At 54.1% G+C, this 17,206-nt stretch carries 10 protein-coding genes; all 10 read left to right on the top strand.

The features are described from left to right. Positions 1–41: 41 nt before the first annotated feature. Positions 42–2,648 (top strand): type VI secretion system ATPase TssH, encoded by a 2,607-nt coding sequence (tssH, locus tag AC6I8W_RS13330; RefSeq protein WP_497835395.1) that lies wholly within the window; start codon positions 42–44, stop codon positions 2,646–2,648. A gap of 29 nt (positions 2,649–2,677) precedes the next feature. After that, complete coding sequence (locus tag AC6I8W_RS13325; RefSeq protein WP_497835394.1) at positions 2,678–4,120, top strand: serine/threonine protein kinase; 1,443 nt, start codon at positions 2,678–2,680, stop codon at positions 4,118–4,120. 20 nt (positions 4,121–4,140) lie between these two features. Beyond that, positions 4,141–6,099: a type VI secretion system Vgr family protein gene (locus tag AC6I8W_RS13320; RefSeq protein ID WP_497835393.1), complete on the top strand. Its 1,959-nt coding sequence runs from the start codon at positions 4,141–4,143 to the stop codon at positions 6,097–6,099. Positions 6,100–6,122: 23 nt separating this feature from the next. Beyond that, the gene (locus AC6I8W_RS13315; RefSeq protein ID WP_497835392.1) at positions 6,123–7,187 is read left to right on the top strand and encodes a PAAR domain-containing protein; all 1,065 of its coding nucleotides are present in this window, start codon (positions 6,123–6,125) and stop codon (positions 7,185–7,187) included. Between the two features lie 21 nt (positions 7,188–7,208). After that, positions 7,209–7,655 (top strand): hypothetical protein, encoded by a 447-nt coding sequence (locus AC6I8W_RS13310; protein ID WP_497835391.1) that lies wholly within the window; start codon positions 7,209–7,211, stop codon positions 7,653–7,655. A 14-nt stretch (positions 7,656–7,669) separates the two neighbouring features. Continuing rightward, complete coding sequence (locus AC6I8W_RS13305) at positions 7,670–8,743, top strand: hypothetical protein (RefSeq protein WP_497835390.1); 1,074 nt, start codon at positions 7,670–7,672, stop codon at positions 8,741–8,743. Positions 8,744–8,979: 236 nt separating this feature from the next. Then, positions 8,980–10,071: an ADP-ribosylarginine hydrolase Tri1 gene (gene tri1, locus AC6I8W_RS13300; RefSeq protein ID WP_497838188.1), complete on the top strand. Its 1,092-nt coding sequence runs from the start codon at positions 8,980–8,982 to the stop codon at positions 10,069–10,071. A gap of 249 nt (positions 10,072–10,320) precedes the next feature. Further along, positions 10,321–12,243 (top strand): type VI secretion system Vgr family protein, encoded by a 1,923-nt coding sequence (locus AC6I8W_RS13295; RefSeq protein WP_497835389.1) that lies wholly within the window; start codon positions 10,321–10,323, stop codon positions 12,241–12,243. Beyond that, on the top strand, positions 12,240–12,653 hold the full coding sequence (locus tag AC6I8W_RS13290) for a DcrB-related protein (RefSeq protein ID WP_497835388.1): 414 nt from the start codon (positions 12,240–12,242) through the stop codon (positions 12,651–12,653). Before AC6I8W_RS13295 ends, AC6I8W_RS13290 begins: the two co-directional genes overlap by 4 nt. 2 nt (positions 12,654–12,655) lie before the next feature. Beyond that, positions 12,656–17,203 (top strand): RHS repeat-associated core domain-containing protein, encoded by a 4,548-nt coding sequence (locus tag AC6I8W_RS13285; protein WP_497835387.1) that lies wholly within the window; start codon positions 12,656–12,658, stop codon positions 17,201–17,203. Positions 17,204–17,206 lie beyond the last annotated feature (3 nt).

The following is a 17,206-nucleotide window of genomic DNA, read 5'->3' as shown; positions in this document are numbered from 1 at the left end:
TCCTGTCACATAGCCTGCTTCTTCTATTACAGAGATTCGATATGTCAGAAATCAGCCGAGCCGTGCTATTCGGTAAACTGGACACGCTGTTATTTACCTCGCTGGAAAGCGCCACCGCCTTTTGCAAGCTGCGCGGCAATCCCTATGTCGAGTTGGTGCACTGGTTGCATCAACTGATGCAGCAACAGGACGGTGACTTACAGCAGGTAATCAGCCATTTTTCACTGGATGAAAACGCGCTGACGCGAGATATCGTGGCGGCACTTGACCGTCTGCCACGCGGTGCGAGTGCTGTCTCCGATCTTGCCGAGCACATCGACAGCGCCGTAGAGCGCGCCTGGGTGTATGCCTCGCTCAAATACGGAGCCAGCCGCATTCGTGGCGGTCATCTGCTGATCGGTCTGCTCAAGACCTACAGCCTCGCCAGTGTGCTGAAAGGTATTTCAGCGCAGTTTGCGCGCATTAACGTCGATGCCCTGATGGATCAATTCGATGCCTTGCTCGGCAACAGCAAAGAGGCGCAACAGGCGCTGACACAGCCTGACGTCGCCGTTGCCCCGGTAGCAGCAGGCAGCAGCACCCTGGCGCAGTACGCTCAGGACCTCACCGCAAAAGCGCGTGAAGGTCGTATTGACCCGGTGACCGGACGCGATGAAGAGATCCGGCAGATGGTGGATATCCTGATGCGCCGTCGCCAGAACAACCCGCTGCTGACCGGTGAAGCTGGCGTCGGCAAGACGGCGGTAGTGGAAGGGCTGGCACTGCGCATTGCCGCAGGAGATGTGCCAGTGCCGCTGCGCGAGGTGCAACTCTGGCTGTTGGATATCGGCATATTGCAGGCCGGGGCCGGAATGAAGGGTGAGTTTGAAGCGCGTCTGCAAGCGTTGATCAACGAAGTGCAGTCCAGCGCTACCCCCATCGTGCTGTTTGTGGATGAGATCCATACCCTGGTGGGCGCAGGTGGGCAGCAGGGCACAGGAGATGCCGCTAACCTGCTGAAACCGGCACTGGCACGCGGCCAGTTACGTACCATCGGTGCCACCACCTGGGCGGAATACAAAAAATACATCGAGAAGGATCCGGCACTGACACGCCGTTTCCAGACGGTACAGGTTCAGGAACCGGATGAAGCCAAAGCTATCCAGATGCTGCGCAGCACCGTTAGTGCACTAGAGAAGCATCACCAGGTGCTGCTGCTGGATGAAGCGGTCAGCGCAGCGGTCAAACTGTCGCATCGTTATATCCCGGCACGACAGTTACCGGATAAAGCGGTTGCGCTGCTCGATACCGCCTGTGCACGCGTAGCGGTCAGCCAGGGGGCGCAGCCTCCGGCGTTGGAAGATTGTTTGCATCGTCTGGCGGCGCTCGATATTGAAGCGGAAATTGCCGAGCGCGAGGCAAAAGTAGGGCTGGGTGCCCCTGAGCGCCAGCAAGAAATTGCGCAGTTACGTGCGGAACTGATCATCACGCGTGATGCGCTGACGGCGCGCTGGCAGCAGGAGCGTGCGCTGGTGGATCAACTTATCGCGTTACGTGCACGCTGTGTTAGTGAAGATGAAACGGCGCTGCGTAGTGAGCTGGACGCCACCCGGCAGCAACTGCGTGAATTGCAGGGTGACGCGCCGCTGCTGTTTGCCGCCGTAGATGCCAGCGTGGTAGCCGCTGTTGTTGCGGACTGGACCGGTATCCCGCTAGGACGCATGGTCAAGAACGAGATCGATGCGGTACTGAATCTGGCCGAGACCCTTAACCAGCGCGTGATTGGTCAGCGTCATGGGTTGGATCTGATTGCGAAACGCGTGCGCACCTCACGCGCACGTCTGGACAACCCGAACAAACCGGTCGGGGTGTTTATGTTGTGCGGCCCCTCAGGCGTAGGGAAAACCGAAACCGCGCTGGCATTGGCCGAGTCGTTGTATGGCGGTGAGCAGAACATCATCACCATCAATATGAGCGAATTCCAGGAAGCGCACACCGTCTCCACCCTGAAAGGCGCACCTCCGGGCTACGTGGGTTATGGCGAAGGTGGGGTACTGACCGAAGCGGTACGCCGTCGTCCCTACAGCGTGGTGCTGCTCGATGAAATCGAGAAAGCGCACCCGGATGTGCATGAGTTGTTCTTCCAGGTGTTCGACAAAGGCTGGATGGAAGATGGTGAAGGACGCCATATCGATTTCCGTAACACCATCATCATCCTGACCTCCAATGTCGGTACGCAGTTGATCAGCGCCTTGTGCGCCGATCCGGAACTGCTGCCCGAACCTGACGCACTCAGCACCGCACTGCGCAAGCCACTGCTGGAGGTATTCCCTCCGGCGCTGCTCGGACGCCTGCTGGTGGTGCCGTACTACCCATTAAGCGATGCGATGCTGGCGCAAATCGTCCGGTTACAACTGGCACGCATCGTGCGCCGTCTGGAGGAGAACCACGGTATCGCGGCAGATATCGACGATGCCGTGGTCAGCCAGATCGTGCAGCGTTGTACCGAGGTGGAATCCGGCGGCCGCATGGTCGATGCCATTCTCACCAATACCCTGTTGCCGCAAATGAGCCAGATGTTGCTCAGCGCCCATGCCCGCGATGAACGTTACCGCCGGGTGCTGGTGCGTTGTGAGCAGGGCGAGTTTGTTTGCCAGTTTGATGTCTAAAGCCGTTCGTTATCAGAGAGTTTTCGTCTATGTCGGAACACGATAATCACCTCAATGTCCCCAACGCTTTGCCGTTGGGTTACCGGTTTAATGAGTTTGAGATCAAAGAAGTCATTGGGGGCGGCGGCTTTGGCATTGTCTATCGCGCCTGGGATCATCAACTGGAACGCGATATCGCCATCAAAGAGTTTATGCCTGCCTCGCTGGCAGTGCGTAGCGAAGGGTTGAACCTGGTGCTGCGCAGCGAACGTTTCAGCAAAACCTTTCACGCCGGGCTGAACAGCTTTATTCAGGAAGCTCGCCTGTTGGCGCGATTCAATCATCCCAACCTGTTACACGTCCTGCGCTTTTGGGTACAGAACGACACCGCCTATATGGGTACGGCGTTTTACAGCGGCACCACGCTGTCGAATCTGCGGGTGCGTAATCCGCAGCAGATTGACGAAGCCTGGATTCGTCGCCTGTTACCGCCGCTACTCGGGGCGATTAAAACCATTCATGACGCCGGTTATCTGCACCGCGATATCTCGCTGGATAATATCCAGATCCTGAGTAACGGCGAGCCGGTGCTGCTCGATTTTGGTTCGGCCCGTAAAACCATCGGCAATCTATCCGATGAAAGCGAGACCATGCTGCGTCCCGGCTTTGCGCCGATTGAGCAGTACAGCGACAACGATGAAAGCGAGCAGGGGGCCTGGACCGATATCTATGCCCTGGGTGCCGTGCTACATACGTTGATCACCGGCGCACCGCCGCCGGTCAGCGTGGTACGCAGTATCGAAGACAACTATCAGCCACTGGCACAACGTCGTCCCGCCGGATATTCCACTGCGCTGCTGAGTGCAGTTGATAAGGCGCTGGCGTTGAAAGCCGAGGACCGTCCGCAAAACATCGATGCGTTTGCGGAATTGATAGCGCTGCCCGAGCGTGAGCCAGAACCGTTAATTGCGGCCAAAATCAGCGGTCCCGGCACCATGCTGGTGCCGGTCGAAGAGGTGGAAACCGATGCGCCGCCATCATCCGCGAAACGTTTTATGCAACACCGCTTCGCGCTGCCAGGTCTGGTCGCTGCGGGTGTGCTGGTGGGGCTGGGCGTGGGTTTAATGATGGCAGGGGGCAGTGACGATACTCCGGTGCAGGCGAACAACACGCCTGTTGCTGCGCCTGTGTCACCGGCACCGGTTCCGGCTGAAAAACCGGTTGCTCCGGCACCTGTCCAGACGGCACAGCGTGAAGCACAACCCGTCCCGCCACCGGCTCCGGTTGCGCAGGTCTATATCCGGCTGCAACCGGGTGAGCAGGTGCAGGTCAACGGCAAACAGCAAGCGCTGGTGCCAGCGGCAAATGGTTTTGCCGCCCTGCAACTGGCACCGGGCAACTACACCTTCTCGATCAGCAGCCATAACGGCGCACGTGAACAGACACTTACCATCAGCGCGGAAGGTGTCTGGTTGCTCGATCCTCACAGTTAATTATTTTCCGGGATTTACTTATGTTCTCACGCATCACCGTACAGTTGCCCACGGAGGGCCTGCTGTTCTGGAAACTCAGCGGGCGTGAAGCCTTGTCGGAATCCTTCACCCTTCAGGCGGAACTGCTGTCGACCGATGCCCGCATCGATCGCCATGCCCTGTTGGGTAAAGCGGCAACCTTTACGCTGCCGACGCAAAACCTGCTTACACCACGCTACATCAACGGCAAGATCACCCGTGTGGCCGTACGCAGTGAGGAACTAAACGGCACGCGTTATGCGGTCTACGCCCTGACCGTCGAGCCGGACCTGTGGCCGATGAAGCGTGATCGTAACCTGCGTATTTTCCAGAGCCAGACGGTGCCGCAGATCGTGCAGACGCTGTTGAAGGAGTACAACGTCAACGTCGAGTCAAAGCTCACCAGCAGCTATCGGGTGTGGGAGTACTGCGTGCAGTACCAGGAGAGCAGCTTCGATTTCATTAGCCGCCTGATGGAGCTGGAAGGGATCTACTACTGGTTCCGCCACGAATCCGATAAACATACTCTGGTGTTATGTGATGCGGCGGATCAACATCAGTCGTTCAGTGGCTACGAAACCATTCCTTACCATGTTACCCCTTCAGGTGGCAGCACCACAGAAGAGGGGATCAGCCAGTGGTCGCTGGCAGAGAGCGTGACACCCGGCTTGTACAGCACTGATGATTATGACTTCCGCAAACCGAATGCCTGGATGTTGCAGGCACGGCAGAATCCGGTTGCACCCACGCCGGGTACGGTAGATGTGTACGACTGGCCGGGGCATTTTGTTGATCACAGCCACGGTGATTTCTATACCCGCATCCGCCAGGAAGTATGGGAAGTGGAGCATCACAGCGTCAGTGGCAGCGGGACGGCAACGGGTATTGCGCCGGGTTACACCTTCACGATACTTAACGCACCGCATTTCAGTGACAACGGCGAGTATCTGACCACGGCGGCGGAGTACCGCTTTGAAGAGAACAACTATGCCAGCGGTGATGTCACCGCCTCGCACAATATCAATTTCATCGTCCTGCCTTCCAATCTGACATGGCGTACAGCACCCAGAACGCCGTGGCCTAAAACGCACGGCCCGCAGACTGCGAAAGTGGTGGGACCAAAAGGTGAATCGATCTGGACCGACCGCTATGGCCGGGTGAAAGTGAAGTTTCACTGGGACCGGCTGGCAAAAGGTGACGACACCAGTTCGTGCTGGGTACGCGTCTCCAGCGCCTGGGCCGGTCAGGGCTATGGCGGAGTGCAGATTCCACGAGTCGGGGATGAAGTGGTGGTGGACTTTATCAATGGCGATCCGGATCGCCCACTGATCATCGGCCGGGTCTACAACGATGCAAGCATGCCACCCTGGACGCTGCCAGCGGCGGCGACGCAGATGGGCTTTTATAGCCGTAGCAAAGATGGACACAAAGATAATGCCAATGTTCTTAGATTTGAGGATAAGGCAGGGCAAGAACAGATCTGGATTCATGCTGAAAAAAATATGGATACAGAGATTGAACACAGTGAGACGCACGACGTCGGTGTGGACCGTAAAAAAAACATCGGACAGGATGAGCATGTCACGGTCAAACGTAACCGGGATGTAAACACAGGGGTGAATTCAACCAGTAATACAGGAAGTCAGCACAGAATAAATGTCGGTAAGAATCAGACTGTGTTGACCATGGATAAAGAGGGTAATGCACTGTTGGAAGCGACTGCCTCTATTAAGTTGAAGGTGAATGATAACTATATTCTCATCACACCCTCGGCCATTGAAATTATCGTCTCTGAGGGCACGCTTAAAGCGGAAAGTATTAGCGAAGCATCCTTCAAAGGAACTGAAATAACGAAACTGGGTGGCGGAATAAATGCCGAATTTAAAGCGAATGACACAGTAAATATAAGTGGAGCCAACATGACGGATATCAAAGGCGCTGTGGTTAAAATTAACAGCTGATTTTCAACAGAGGGAACACAATCATGGGACAGCCTGCCGCCAGAGCGACCATTGATACCAGCGCACATACTGGTCCAATACAATCAGGGAGTCCTGATGTCATTATCGGAGGGTTTCCGGCAGCCCGAAAAGGCGACACGTTATCCTGTTCAAGTCATGGCAGCGGTTTGATTGTCGGTGGTTCTGGCACCGTTTTCGTAAACGGCATACCGCTGGCCCGCAAAGGGGATAAGACGCAGTGTAATGCCAGTGGCTCACTTGCGCCAGCCGGGCCTAAACCTGCCAATCCTCAGTACTGGGGTGGTTCACTGGCAAAAAAAACCAGTGAAGATGGCATGCTTCACGGTGATATTTATGATGCTCGCGTACTGGGTGTCTACGCCAGTCTTGAAGATAAAAACCTCAACGGAGATTTTGATACCGCATCGGCTGGTTTTGCGTTATCAGATATTACCTTGGGCAATATGAAAAGTCAGGATCTCTTGCGAGGAGAGATGCGTACTAAGGTCGCCGTCGCCAATGCCACCGGTTCATTATATGGAGGTGGTGACGATATTTATGGTTTTAATACGAATGCGACCGCGACAGGTATACAGTACGGAGGTTCCACCGCTGCAGGGAAAGAAGGAACGTTGTATGGCGGTGTTGCAGGAGATGTGACCATTGGTACGGCGGAGGCCAAAGCCGTTGGTGAAGTTTATAGTGGCAACAAAGGTCGATACGGATTCACACTTGAGGGGGGGGCAGAAGCAAAGGGGGTAAAAGGTGAGGTTTCAGGAAATATTGATGTCCTCGGCATCGTTTCAGGAGAGGCTAAAGCAGATGCCAGCGTAGGTTCGGTGGGGTTGTCTGGTGGTGGCAGTCTTTTCTGGGATACCACAGACTCTTCAGCGAATGTCAGGGTTACAGGTGGAGCAGCGGCGCTAATTGGTCTGAAAGGCGATGCGAGTTTAAAAGTGGCGTTTAAGCCCATTCTGGACTTCTTCGACTCTTTGTATGGTGATGATGAAGTTATCAAGGCACCTGAACCAGAAAGTGGCGATGGGACAATTATAACCGGTTGTGTTACTGTTTTGATCGGCGATTAAATTCATGGAGATAGCTGAAAAATGAAATGGTCAGGTTTTATTCTTTTTATTGTTATTACTTTTATTTACATCTGGAATGGAAAAGATGTTTTCTCAAAAAAGGAATGGCTGTCTTTTTTGATGAAATTTCTCGCCGTGCTGGTTGGTGCTTTTGTTTTAGTGCTCCTTCTTGTGGGAGTGTCAAAATATTTACATTTGATAGACAGAGAAAGTGCACGGGCGCTATCGGTGATTATACCCGCTTCTGTTGTGACGGTGCTGATTTCAAAATTGTTTGTTATTATGCTCTTTGCCATGTTCAGATTTATCATGCGTTTTCATCATCGTTATAACACTGCTGAGAATTACTCAAAATTGTTATCGTTTGGTGATTTATATGGGGCAAGACTACGTGTACTTGCAAAATCTATCGCATCGTTTGGATGCGTTCTTATGTTTTATGGCATCTGGTTTGGCAGCACGGTCTGAGTTAAAGAGGTTTTATGAATACTGAGAATAATTATGCCTTCCCCATAGTGTCAAACCATAGCGATGAAGAAGCTAAAGCAAACTACTGGAAGTGTCAGTACACCTCCGCTGACAAGAAAATGCTTCATTACTGGGTGATCCTGCCAAAGCGGGTCAAGCCCGCAGAGCTGAAACCACAACCTATTGAAGAAGTCGGCCTGACTAACATTGGCCGTTATGTGTCCAATGACAATCAACCTTACATGGAAGTCTGGGCCGCCTATGAACGCTGTCAGTGGGAGATGAATCCTGCAGACTGGTTGTTTAATAAGTTGGAGTTAATGGGTGAGAAGGTACTGAATCGACGATTGATTGTTCATCCAGCCGGTAGCGGAATTTTTGCAGATGTACTTACTCTTAAAATTCACTCTTCAGGTGATGAAGTTATTTCACGCTATACCGTTCAGAAGGACTACAACCCTGAAGAGAGTGGTGGAAACTATTTTTTAATCAAGGCAGCCTGTGCATCACGAGATTATCCCGCACTGGCAAATGATATTTATTTCACTGTGGTTAACTGGGATTTGATGCATCGCAGTAACCTTGCGATTGCAGAACTGCTGCAGACAGTTAGTCTGAGTAACAATAATAGCAGTGGTTTTGAAATCCCTGAGTCCTGGCAGGTTAAGCAGCTGACTGAAACGCGTCTGGTAATTGAACACACATTCAAGGATGTTAACTCCGGCGTGATTAATCTCTGCTTCTATTCACAAGAGATGCTATTTACAGCGCAGGATGTCTTTAGCGTTTCCACTAAACGCTTTCATGATCACGAGCCTGCCGTTACGCTGACGACCGATGTTCTGAGCACTATTCCGAACGAGTTCAACACCGCCTTTGGAGAAACTCTCGCTACCTGTGTGGGAGAGATTGTAAGCCCTGAAGAAAAAATGCGTGCTTTTTATCAGTGCTTTATTTTTAGTGTGGGGGAACTCTGGTGCTATGCAGAATTAGTTGGCAGGCATCGTACTCATAAAGATTATTGTTATGAAGCGAATAAACGCTGTATTGAAATTATTCTTTCCTCATTCCACATTGAAAATGCCTGATTAGCACCCCCACGCTCCCCTTCAGTATGTGGGGAGGGGGCTGGCACCTGAATTAGAGACCTAACCAGGATATTATTAAATTGGTGCCTTTCAGAAATATTCTGGAGTGACCTCGTTCCCGTAGACAGTTTCTGTCCTCACGAAACTGAAGTTTTTTACCCACCAGGTACTCAATTTAATGTGGTGTATAGGGTAGACGGCGGTGGTAAAACGCTGTTGGGCTATAAGGAGTTATGATTATTGATCTTAGGGCCGATGATTTTGAGCTGTTTATTTATGCGGAACGTTATGCGCATTTAACGCCTCAGGCCTCACGGCAACTGATGAACCGGATGTCTCTTGATCCTAAACCTTTAAGAGGCAAAATTGAAGAGTCTGGTAAACCCGAATGGATTAAATCATTACCACAAAAAATATCGGACTCTGAGGTGCTGGATAAATGCCAGGGTGCTCTGATAGGGCTGGCGGTTGGAGATGCAATCGGTACAACATTGGAGTTTATGCCCAGAGACAAAGCGCATGTAGAAGATATGGTTGGCAAGGGTCCATTCGGCCTCAATCCGGGAGAGTGGACTGATGATACGTCAATGGCATTATGCTTGGCTGAAACGTACGCGGAAGATAAAAGATGCAATATTGACCTGTTTCGGCAAAAGCTTGTTAGCTGGTATAAAAAAGGAACTAATAGTTCCAATGGCATATGTTTCGACATAGGTAATACAACACGTTACGCTCTTGAACAATTTATCCTTCATGGCTCCGATTGGTTGGGAAACACTTCTCCTGATACTGCTGGAAATGCAGCTCTGATTCGCCATGCACCAGTAGCAATTTTTCGGCGAAAGTCGTTTATACAAGGCTGGAGAGACGCAGCAATGCAAAGCCAGGCTACACACGGTGCTGCTGAATCAATTGATAGTTGTCGTTTTTTTAATGTGATACTCCATTATCTCCTAAATGGCTATAACAAAAAGGAGAGCTTCTCCCCTCACATTATGTCTACGTCAATTCGTGTGCTTCTTATCAATGCCGGAGAGTATAAAGAGAAGAGTAGAGATCAAATCCGATCCTCAGGATATGTCATCGACACATTAGAGGCTGCATTGTGGGCAGTTTGGAACACTAATAACTTCAAAGATGCTGTTCTATTGGCGGCAAACTTGGCTGATGATGCCGATAGTGTTGCCGCAACCGCTGGACAATTGGCAGGTGCACTGTATGGTCTCTCAGGAATCCCAAAGGAATGGATTAATAAGATAATATTTAGGGAGAAAATACTTTCTTTAGCTGAAGAAATGTTTGTTAACTCTCCCGATGAATTAGATTGATTATGAGTCTCAGAACTTTGTTCTGAGACTGAAGGGAAAATATTGACTCGTGATTTTTTTTGGCTTTTCATATTTAAAGTTTATTTTTAAATTTATTCTTATTTGCTTTTTAGGTCTTTTCTTACTGGGCTAATATTCCTGTCTTTTAAAGATAACGTATAAACTAACAACGTGTTAGCTCACTCATACTTTTAAATATTTCTAGTGAATCCGGGCTTTGAGCCACTAATCAGTCACGGGACTCCATCTATGTTCTCACGCATCACCGTCCAGCTGCCCACGGAGGGCCTGCTGTTCTGGAAACTCAGCGGGCGTGAAGCCCTGTCAGAATCATTTACCCTTCAGGCGGATCTGCTGTCGACCGATGCCCGCATCGATCGCCATGCCCTGTTGGGTAAAGCGGCAACCTTTACGCTGCCGACGCAAAACCTGCTTACACCACGCTACATCAACGGCAAGATCACCCGTGTGGCCGTACGCAGTGAGGAACTAAACGGCACGCGTTATGCGGTCTACGCCCTGACCGTCGAGCCGGACCTGTGGCCGATGAAGCGTGATCGTAACCTGCGTATTTTCCAGAGCCAGACGGTGCCGCAGATCGTGCAGACGCTGTTGAAGGAGTACAACGTCAACGTCGAGTCAAAGCTCACCAGCAGCTATCGGGTGTGGGAGTACTGCGTGCAGTACCAGGAGAGCAGCTTCGATTTCATTAGCCGCCTGATGGAGCTGGAAGGGATCTACTACTGGTTCCGCCATGAATCCGATAAGCATACGCTGGTATTGTGCGATGCTGCCGATCAGCATCAGCCGTTTAGCGGCTACGCCACCATTCCCTACCATGTTGCCGTTTCCGGTGGCAGCGTAACGGAAGAGGGGATCAGCCAGTGGTCGCTGGCAGAGAGCGTCACGCCGGGGATGTACAGCACCGACGATTACGATTTCCGCAAACCGAATGCCTGGATGTTGCAGGCGCGGCAGAATCCGGTCGCGCCTACGCCGGGTTCGGTGGATGTGTACGACTGGCCGGGGCACTTTGTTGATCACAGCCACGGTGATTTCTATACCCGCATCCGTCAGGAAGTGTGGGAAGTGGAGCATCACAGCGTCAGCGGCACCGGTACGGCGACCGGCATTGCGCCCGGTTACACCTTTACGTTGCTTAATGCGCCACATTTCAGCGACAACGATGAGTACCTGACCACCAGTGCGGAATATCGCTTCGAGGAAAACAGCTACGCCAGCGGCGATGTCACCACCTCGCACAACATCACCTTTACCGTGCTGCCCACCTCGATCACTTTCCGTGCGCCACCCAGAACGCCGTGGCCGAAAACGCACGGTCCGCAGACCGCGAAAGTGGTGGGACCAAAAGGCGAATCGATCTGGACCGATCGCTATGGCCGGGTGAAGGTGAAGTTTCACTGGGACCGGCTGGCAAAAGGTGACGACACCAGTTCGTGCTGGGTGCGCGTCTCCAGCGCCTGGGCGGGCCAGGGTTTCGGCGGCGTACAAATCCCGCGTGTCGGCGACGAAGTGGTGGTGGACTTTATCAATGGCGATCCGGATCGCCCGCTGATCATTGGCCGTGTGTATAACGAGGCGAGTATGCCACCCTGGGCGCTGCCCGCAGCGGCGACGCAGATGGGGTTTCTCAGTCGGTCGAAAGATGGCACGTCAGACACCGCCAATGCACTGCGCTTTGAGGATAAGTCCGGACAGGAGCAGTTGTGGATCCAGGCGCAGAAGAACATGGATACCCACGTCAAAAACGATGAAACCCATAGCGTTGGCGGTTCGCGTACCGTCAGTGTCACCCAGGACTACAACGGCACCGTGTCCGGCAGCCACACGGAGGCGACGCAACTGGCCCACTCTCAACTGGTGGGTGGCGGTTTTATCCAACGCGTGCAGGGGGCGATTGTGCAGGCTTCCGACAGCGGTATTCGTCTGGTGGCGGGCCAATCAGTGCTGGAATTAGGCGCTAACGGCCAGGTCACGCTGCAATGCGTGAATTTTAATATCGACGCCTCCGGCACCGGACAGATCAACACCGGCGGTACGCTGGATCTGAACCTGAAACAACCCGGCGCACTGCCCGCCGTGGAGCCAACCCCGGCGCAAATCCAGGACGCCGTTAAAGCGGCATTTAATCAAGGAAAAGATAACACATGAAAACCGTCCCTTTTGCCCTCTCTGAAGGCGTACTTAACCTGCCCGGCGCAGTCCAGGACCACAGCATCAATGTGCTGAAATTCGCCGATGCGACCCTGGTGATCACCCGTGCATGGGATATCCCGGCGGGGGAGGAGGAGCAATACCTCAGCCAGCAACTGGGCAAAATTAAACGCAATATGAAAAAGGTGGTGTTGGGGCCGGTGGTAGACAGTGACATTGCCGGTTTACCGGCCCGCGAGGTCGCACTGCGCTTCGAAAATCACCATGTGATGGTGTATGAAAAGCTCGCCGTGGCACGGGTGGATGAGCATTTGCTGGCGTTTACCCTCAGCCGGATGCAGCCGTTTGATGCGGATGCGGATGCCTTCTGGACCGCGATCAAAGCCGGTCTGCAACCGGGAGGCTGAGGATGACGGATTATCTCGCGGCGCGTATCGGCGATCCGCTGGTGCACAGCTCGGCGCTGGCGGATTTTGTCGGCGGCCTGGTAGAAGGCGCGATCGTTGCTGGCATTGTTCTCGCCGCCGGGACCGGCGTTGGTGCACTGCTGGGTGGCGTGGCCATTGCTACGTTGGTGTTCAGTGGTGGTCTGGAGAAGATCGGCAATGCGGCGGCATCACTGGTCGACAGCCTTATCGACCCCGGACCGCCGGATGCGTTTATTGTCAGCGGGTCCGGCAACGTCCATATCAAAGGGAAGCTGGCGGCGCGTGCGGCGGGCAGCGTGTCGCGTGATTACCTCAACGCGCCCGCAGCGGCTGACAATGGCATCGACTGGGCGGCGGTAGGTATGCTGGCGCTTACTGGCGTGGCGGCAGCGATGCAGACCGCACTTAACCCCGGAGCCGCGCTGATGGCGGTGGCGGAGCGTGCCAGCCATCTCTCAATGGATGATGTAAAAGAGTGGGGCAAAAACGTCTGGACCAGCCTGATGCAGCCGGTGGTGGAGAGTGCCAGCCCGTATGCGACACCGCTGCCGCTCGATACCGTAGCCTGTACTAAAGGTCATATGGTCACCAGCAGCAATTTTATTGCGCAGGGATCGAAAAAGGTACTGATCAACAACCAGCCTGCCGCGCGTAACGGCCACAAAAGCACCTGCGAAGCGGAAATCAAACTGAGTGAAAATCCGCGCGTACGCATCGGTGGCGATACCATTACGGTGCGCGATATCCACAGCGGCAAAAACATCTGGGCGTACATGGCGGGGAACCTGATTGGCGGTGCGCTGGTAGGTATCCTGCCGGAGCTATACCGCTTTGGCTTCAGCCGCCTGATTTTACGCGGGCTGGCAAAAGACATCGTCTGCCCCATCGGTGGCAACATTGCCATGGAAGCCGCAGTCCAGACGTTACACCCGGTGAACATCGCGACCGGGGCGAAAATTCTCGCACGGGAAGAGGATCTCGATTTTGTGCTGCCGGACCGTATGCCTCTGTACTGGCAGCGCATCTACCACAGCCGCAATCTGGCTACCGGCATGCTCGGCACCGGCTGGATGCTGCCGTTTGAAGTTCGTCTCTGGCGCTTGCCCGATAATCAACTGATCTACCAGGACATGACCGGCCGTGAGCTGGGCATGGGGGAAGTCAATCCTGGCGATGTGGTTGATTTCCAGGGCGAGGGGCTGAAGCTGTTTTGCAGCCCGAACGGCGCGATGGCGATGCAGACCAGTGAAGGTGAGCATCAGTTGTTTGAGCCGGATCCGACAAGACCAGGCGAGTGGCGCATCCATCGTCTCTATGACCGGCATGAAAACGTTCAACATTTCAGCTGGAACGATCAAGGTCAACTGGTACGTATCTCCAGCGATAACGATGCGCTGGATGTGGAACTGGAATATGGCACCCACTCCGGGCGTCTGATAGCGGTTTACCAGATTGCGGCGGGAGCACGCCATCTGCTGGTTGCCTACGACTATAACGAACAAGGGCAATTAACCACGGTATCGGACGCCGACGCGATCGTCACCCGTCGCTACGGCTGGGATCAGGCGAGCGATATGCTGGCGTGGCATAGCTATGCTACCGGGCTAAAGATCCAGTATCAGTGGCGACCTGCACACAACGCACGGCACTGGCGCGTCCATGCGTATCAGGTCTGCGACGATCAGGGTGAGGTGTTGGAGAGCTGGCGCATTGAGACGGATGAACAGCAGCGATTTGCGCGTGTCAGTAATGATGAAGGCGTCAGCAGCGAGCACCACTGGGATGCTCTGAGCCGCATCACCGCCTGGACCGATCAACACGGTGGACACTGGTCGTTTAATTGGTCCGGTGATAGTGAGCAGCTTCTGGCGATGACCCAACCAGGTGGTGCACGTTGGGAATACGCCTGGGATGAACGCGGCAATATGACGATGGAGCGTGACCCGCTGAATCGCACCCGCATTACCACCTGGCACCCGCTGTACGCATTGCCAATCAAGGAAGTGCTGCCGGATGGCGCGTTGTGGCAGTACGAGTATAACCTCGCAGGTGATGTCGTCGCGCTGACCGATCCCGCAGGCGGCGTTACCCGCTTCGAGTGGAATGAGCAGGGTGATCTGACGCAACGCATCGATGCGCTGGAAAACAGCCATCAATTCTGGTGGGACATGCGCGGGCAGCTGATCCGTGAAGAGGACTGCTCGGGCTACCAAAGCCAGCGCCAGTACGATGCCTGCGGAAAACTGCTCAGCACCACCGATGCGCTGGGCAACACCGATCGCTACCAGTGGAGCGCCGCGGGACGCCTGCAAACCTATGTGCGCGCCGACGGACGGGAAACGTTGTTTAAGTACAACAACGCCGGGTTGCTGTGCGGTCAGAATATTGATGGCATGCTGGAACGCAAAGTCACGCTGAATGCGCGGGGACAGGTAATCGAGGCGATTGATCCAGCCGGACAGGTGACACGCTATGACTTCAACCGGGCCGGGCGACTGGTGACTCTCACCAATGGCAACCGACAGCAGTGGCGTTTTGACTACACGCCAGCCGGGCTGTTGACTCAGCAGCAGGACTACGCCGGGCGTAGGACCGAATACCAGTACAACGGCGTGCAGCAGCTGGAGACCTTGATTCGTCACCCGGTGCGCGACAGTCAACTGGCACCGCAGGTGGTGAATTACGAATACGATATGCTGGGCAGGATGGTCGCGCGCGAAACGGCACAGCATCGCACCGAATATCACTACCAGGCTCTGAGCACGGAGATCCATCGCTTCGCCTACGATGCATGGCGGCAGGCCATCATCAACGAGACTGAACCGACTGATGCGGAAGTGCTGGTTTTTCAACGAGACCCGCTGGGCAGACTGGTCAGCGAGCAGAACCATGCTGGCGAATATCGCCATCAATATGATGCACTGGGCAACCTGAGTGTATCTGTCTATCCCGATGGGCGTGACATGCAATACCTGCGCTACGGAACCGGCCATCTGCTGGAGATGCAGCTGACGTTAGGGGGGCGCACGCATGCGCTGGCGAGTTATCAGCGTGACCGCCTGCACCGCGAAACTCACCGCACGCAGGGCGAACTGGAACTGGAGACGCAGTACGACATTGCCGGGCGCATCACTCAGCGTCGCAGCGTTGATAATCTGCGCCAGCGGCTGGTGTCTGAACGGCGTTACCAGTGGGATCGTGCCGATCAAATCATTCGCCAGATCGTCACCGATGGCACCCCTTCCAGCCCGGCAGAAAAATATAGCCAGTCACGATGGGGCTACGATGCGGCGGGCAGAATGACGCGCAGCATTCAGACGGGCGGTGAGGAACGTTTCTGGTATGACGCGGCGGATAACCGCACCAGCGAAGATCTGCATCCGGTGTGGGATAACCTGCTGAAGCGTCTGGAGGGCATCCGCTGGGAGTACGATGGTTTTGGTCGTATGACTGAGCGACATGATAGCCAGCGTGGTGTCGTGCAACGTTTTAGCTATGACGATGAACATCGCATTCATGAGGTGTTGATTGAAGGTGATGCCGAATACACACGAGCGCAGTACCAGTACGATGCACTGGGCCGCCGTATCGGCAAACAGGTCTGGCGGCGTCATGCTGAGAAGCCGGAATGCACGCATTACGCGTGGTCCGGCATGCAGATGGTGGGGGAGCACAGCGACAGCAAACCCGAGGCCGCGGTGCAGTATGTCTATGCGGAAAACAGCTATGAACCGCTGGCGCGCGTCGACAGTTATCAGCAGCACGCTGAGGTTTATTGGTATCACAGCGAGATCAACGGCCTGCCGGACCGGGTGACGGATACCCGTGGCGACACCGTCTGGCAGGGGGCATTTGCCGCCTGGGGACGCACCACGCGGGAAAGCAGTGGTGTTGACTGGAATGTGCCGCAGAATCTGCGCTTCCAGGGGCAGTACCTTGACCGCGAAACCGGTCTGCACTATAACACTTTCCGGTACTATGACCCGTGCGGCGGGCGTTACACCCAGTTGGACCCGATAGGTTTGCTGGGTGGGTTGAATTTGTATGCGTATGTGGCAGAACCTCTGGGGTGGGTTGACCAATGGGGCTTATCGGCTGACGATTTGGTTCGTTATAAACCTAATTCATCTATCACAGCTCAGCCAGGAGCAAGGGCAACAGCAATTAGCCGCGCATGGGGAGAGGAACGCGAGTTAGTGGCGGCTGGTGGAGGAACTCGCGATTGGTCCGCGGCAGAGAAAGAAGTAATCCTTAACACTACAAATAATCGGCAACTCACTTCAATTATGTCTGAAATGGGGTATACAGGTCATCATATTAATAGTGTTAAGGGTAATGGTGAACTTGGAACTCTCTGGCAGGGAGATGCGAGAAATATTGTCTTCTTGCAAAATGGCAACCATCCGAGCGGTTTTGATGAGCATCTTCATAGTCTCCAGGGGCATCGGGGTAACTTTGAAAATGCGGGTAGAGGACGACTCATCGATCGTGTAGCAACACGAACAAGAATGGTTAATTGCAGAGCTTAGTAT

The sequence above is a fragment of the Pantoea sp. X-Soil-TKNS-1211 genome (assembly GCF_059730495.1).
This window is presented reverse-complemented; position numbering and strand designations above follow the sequence as displayed.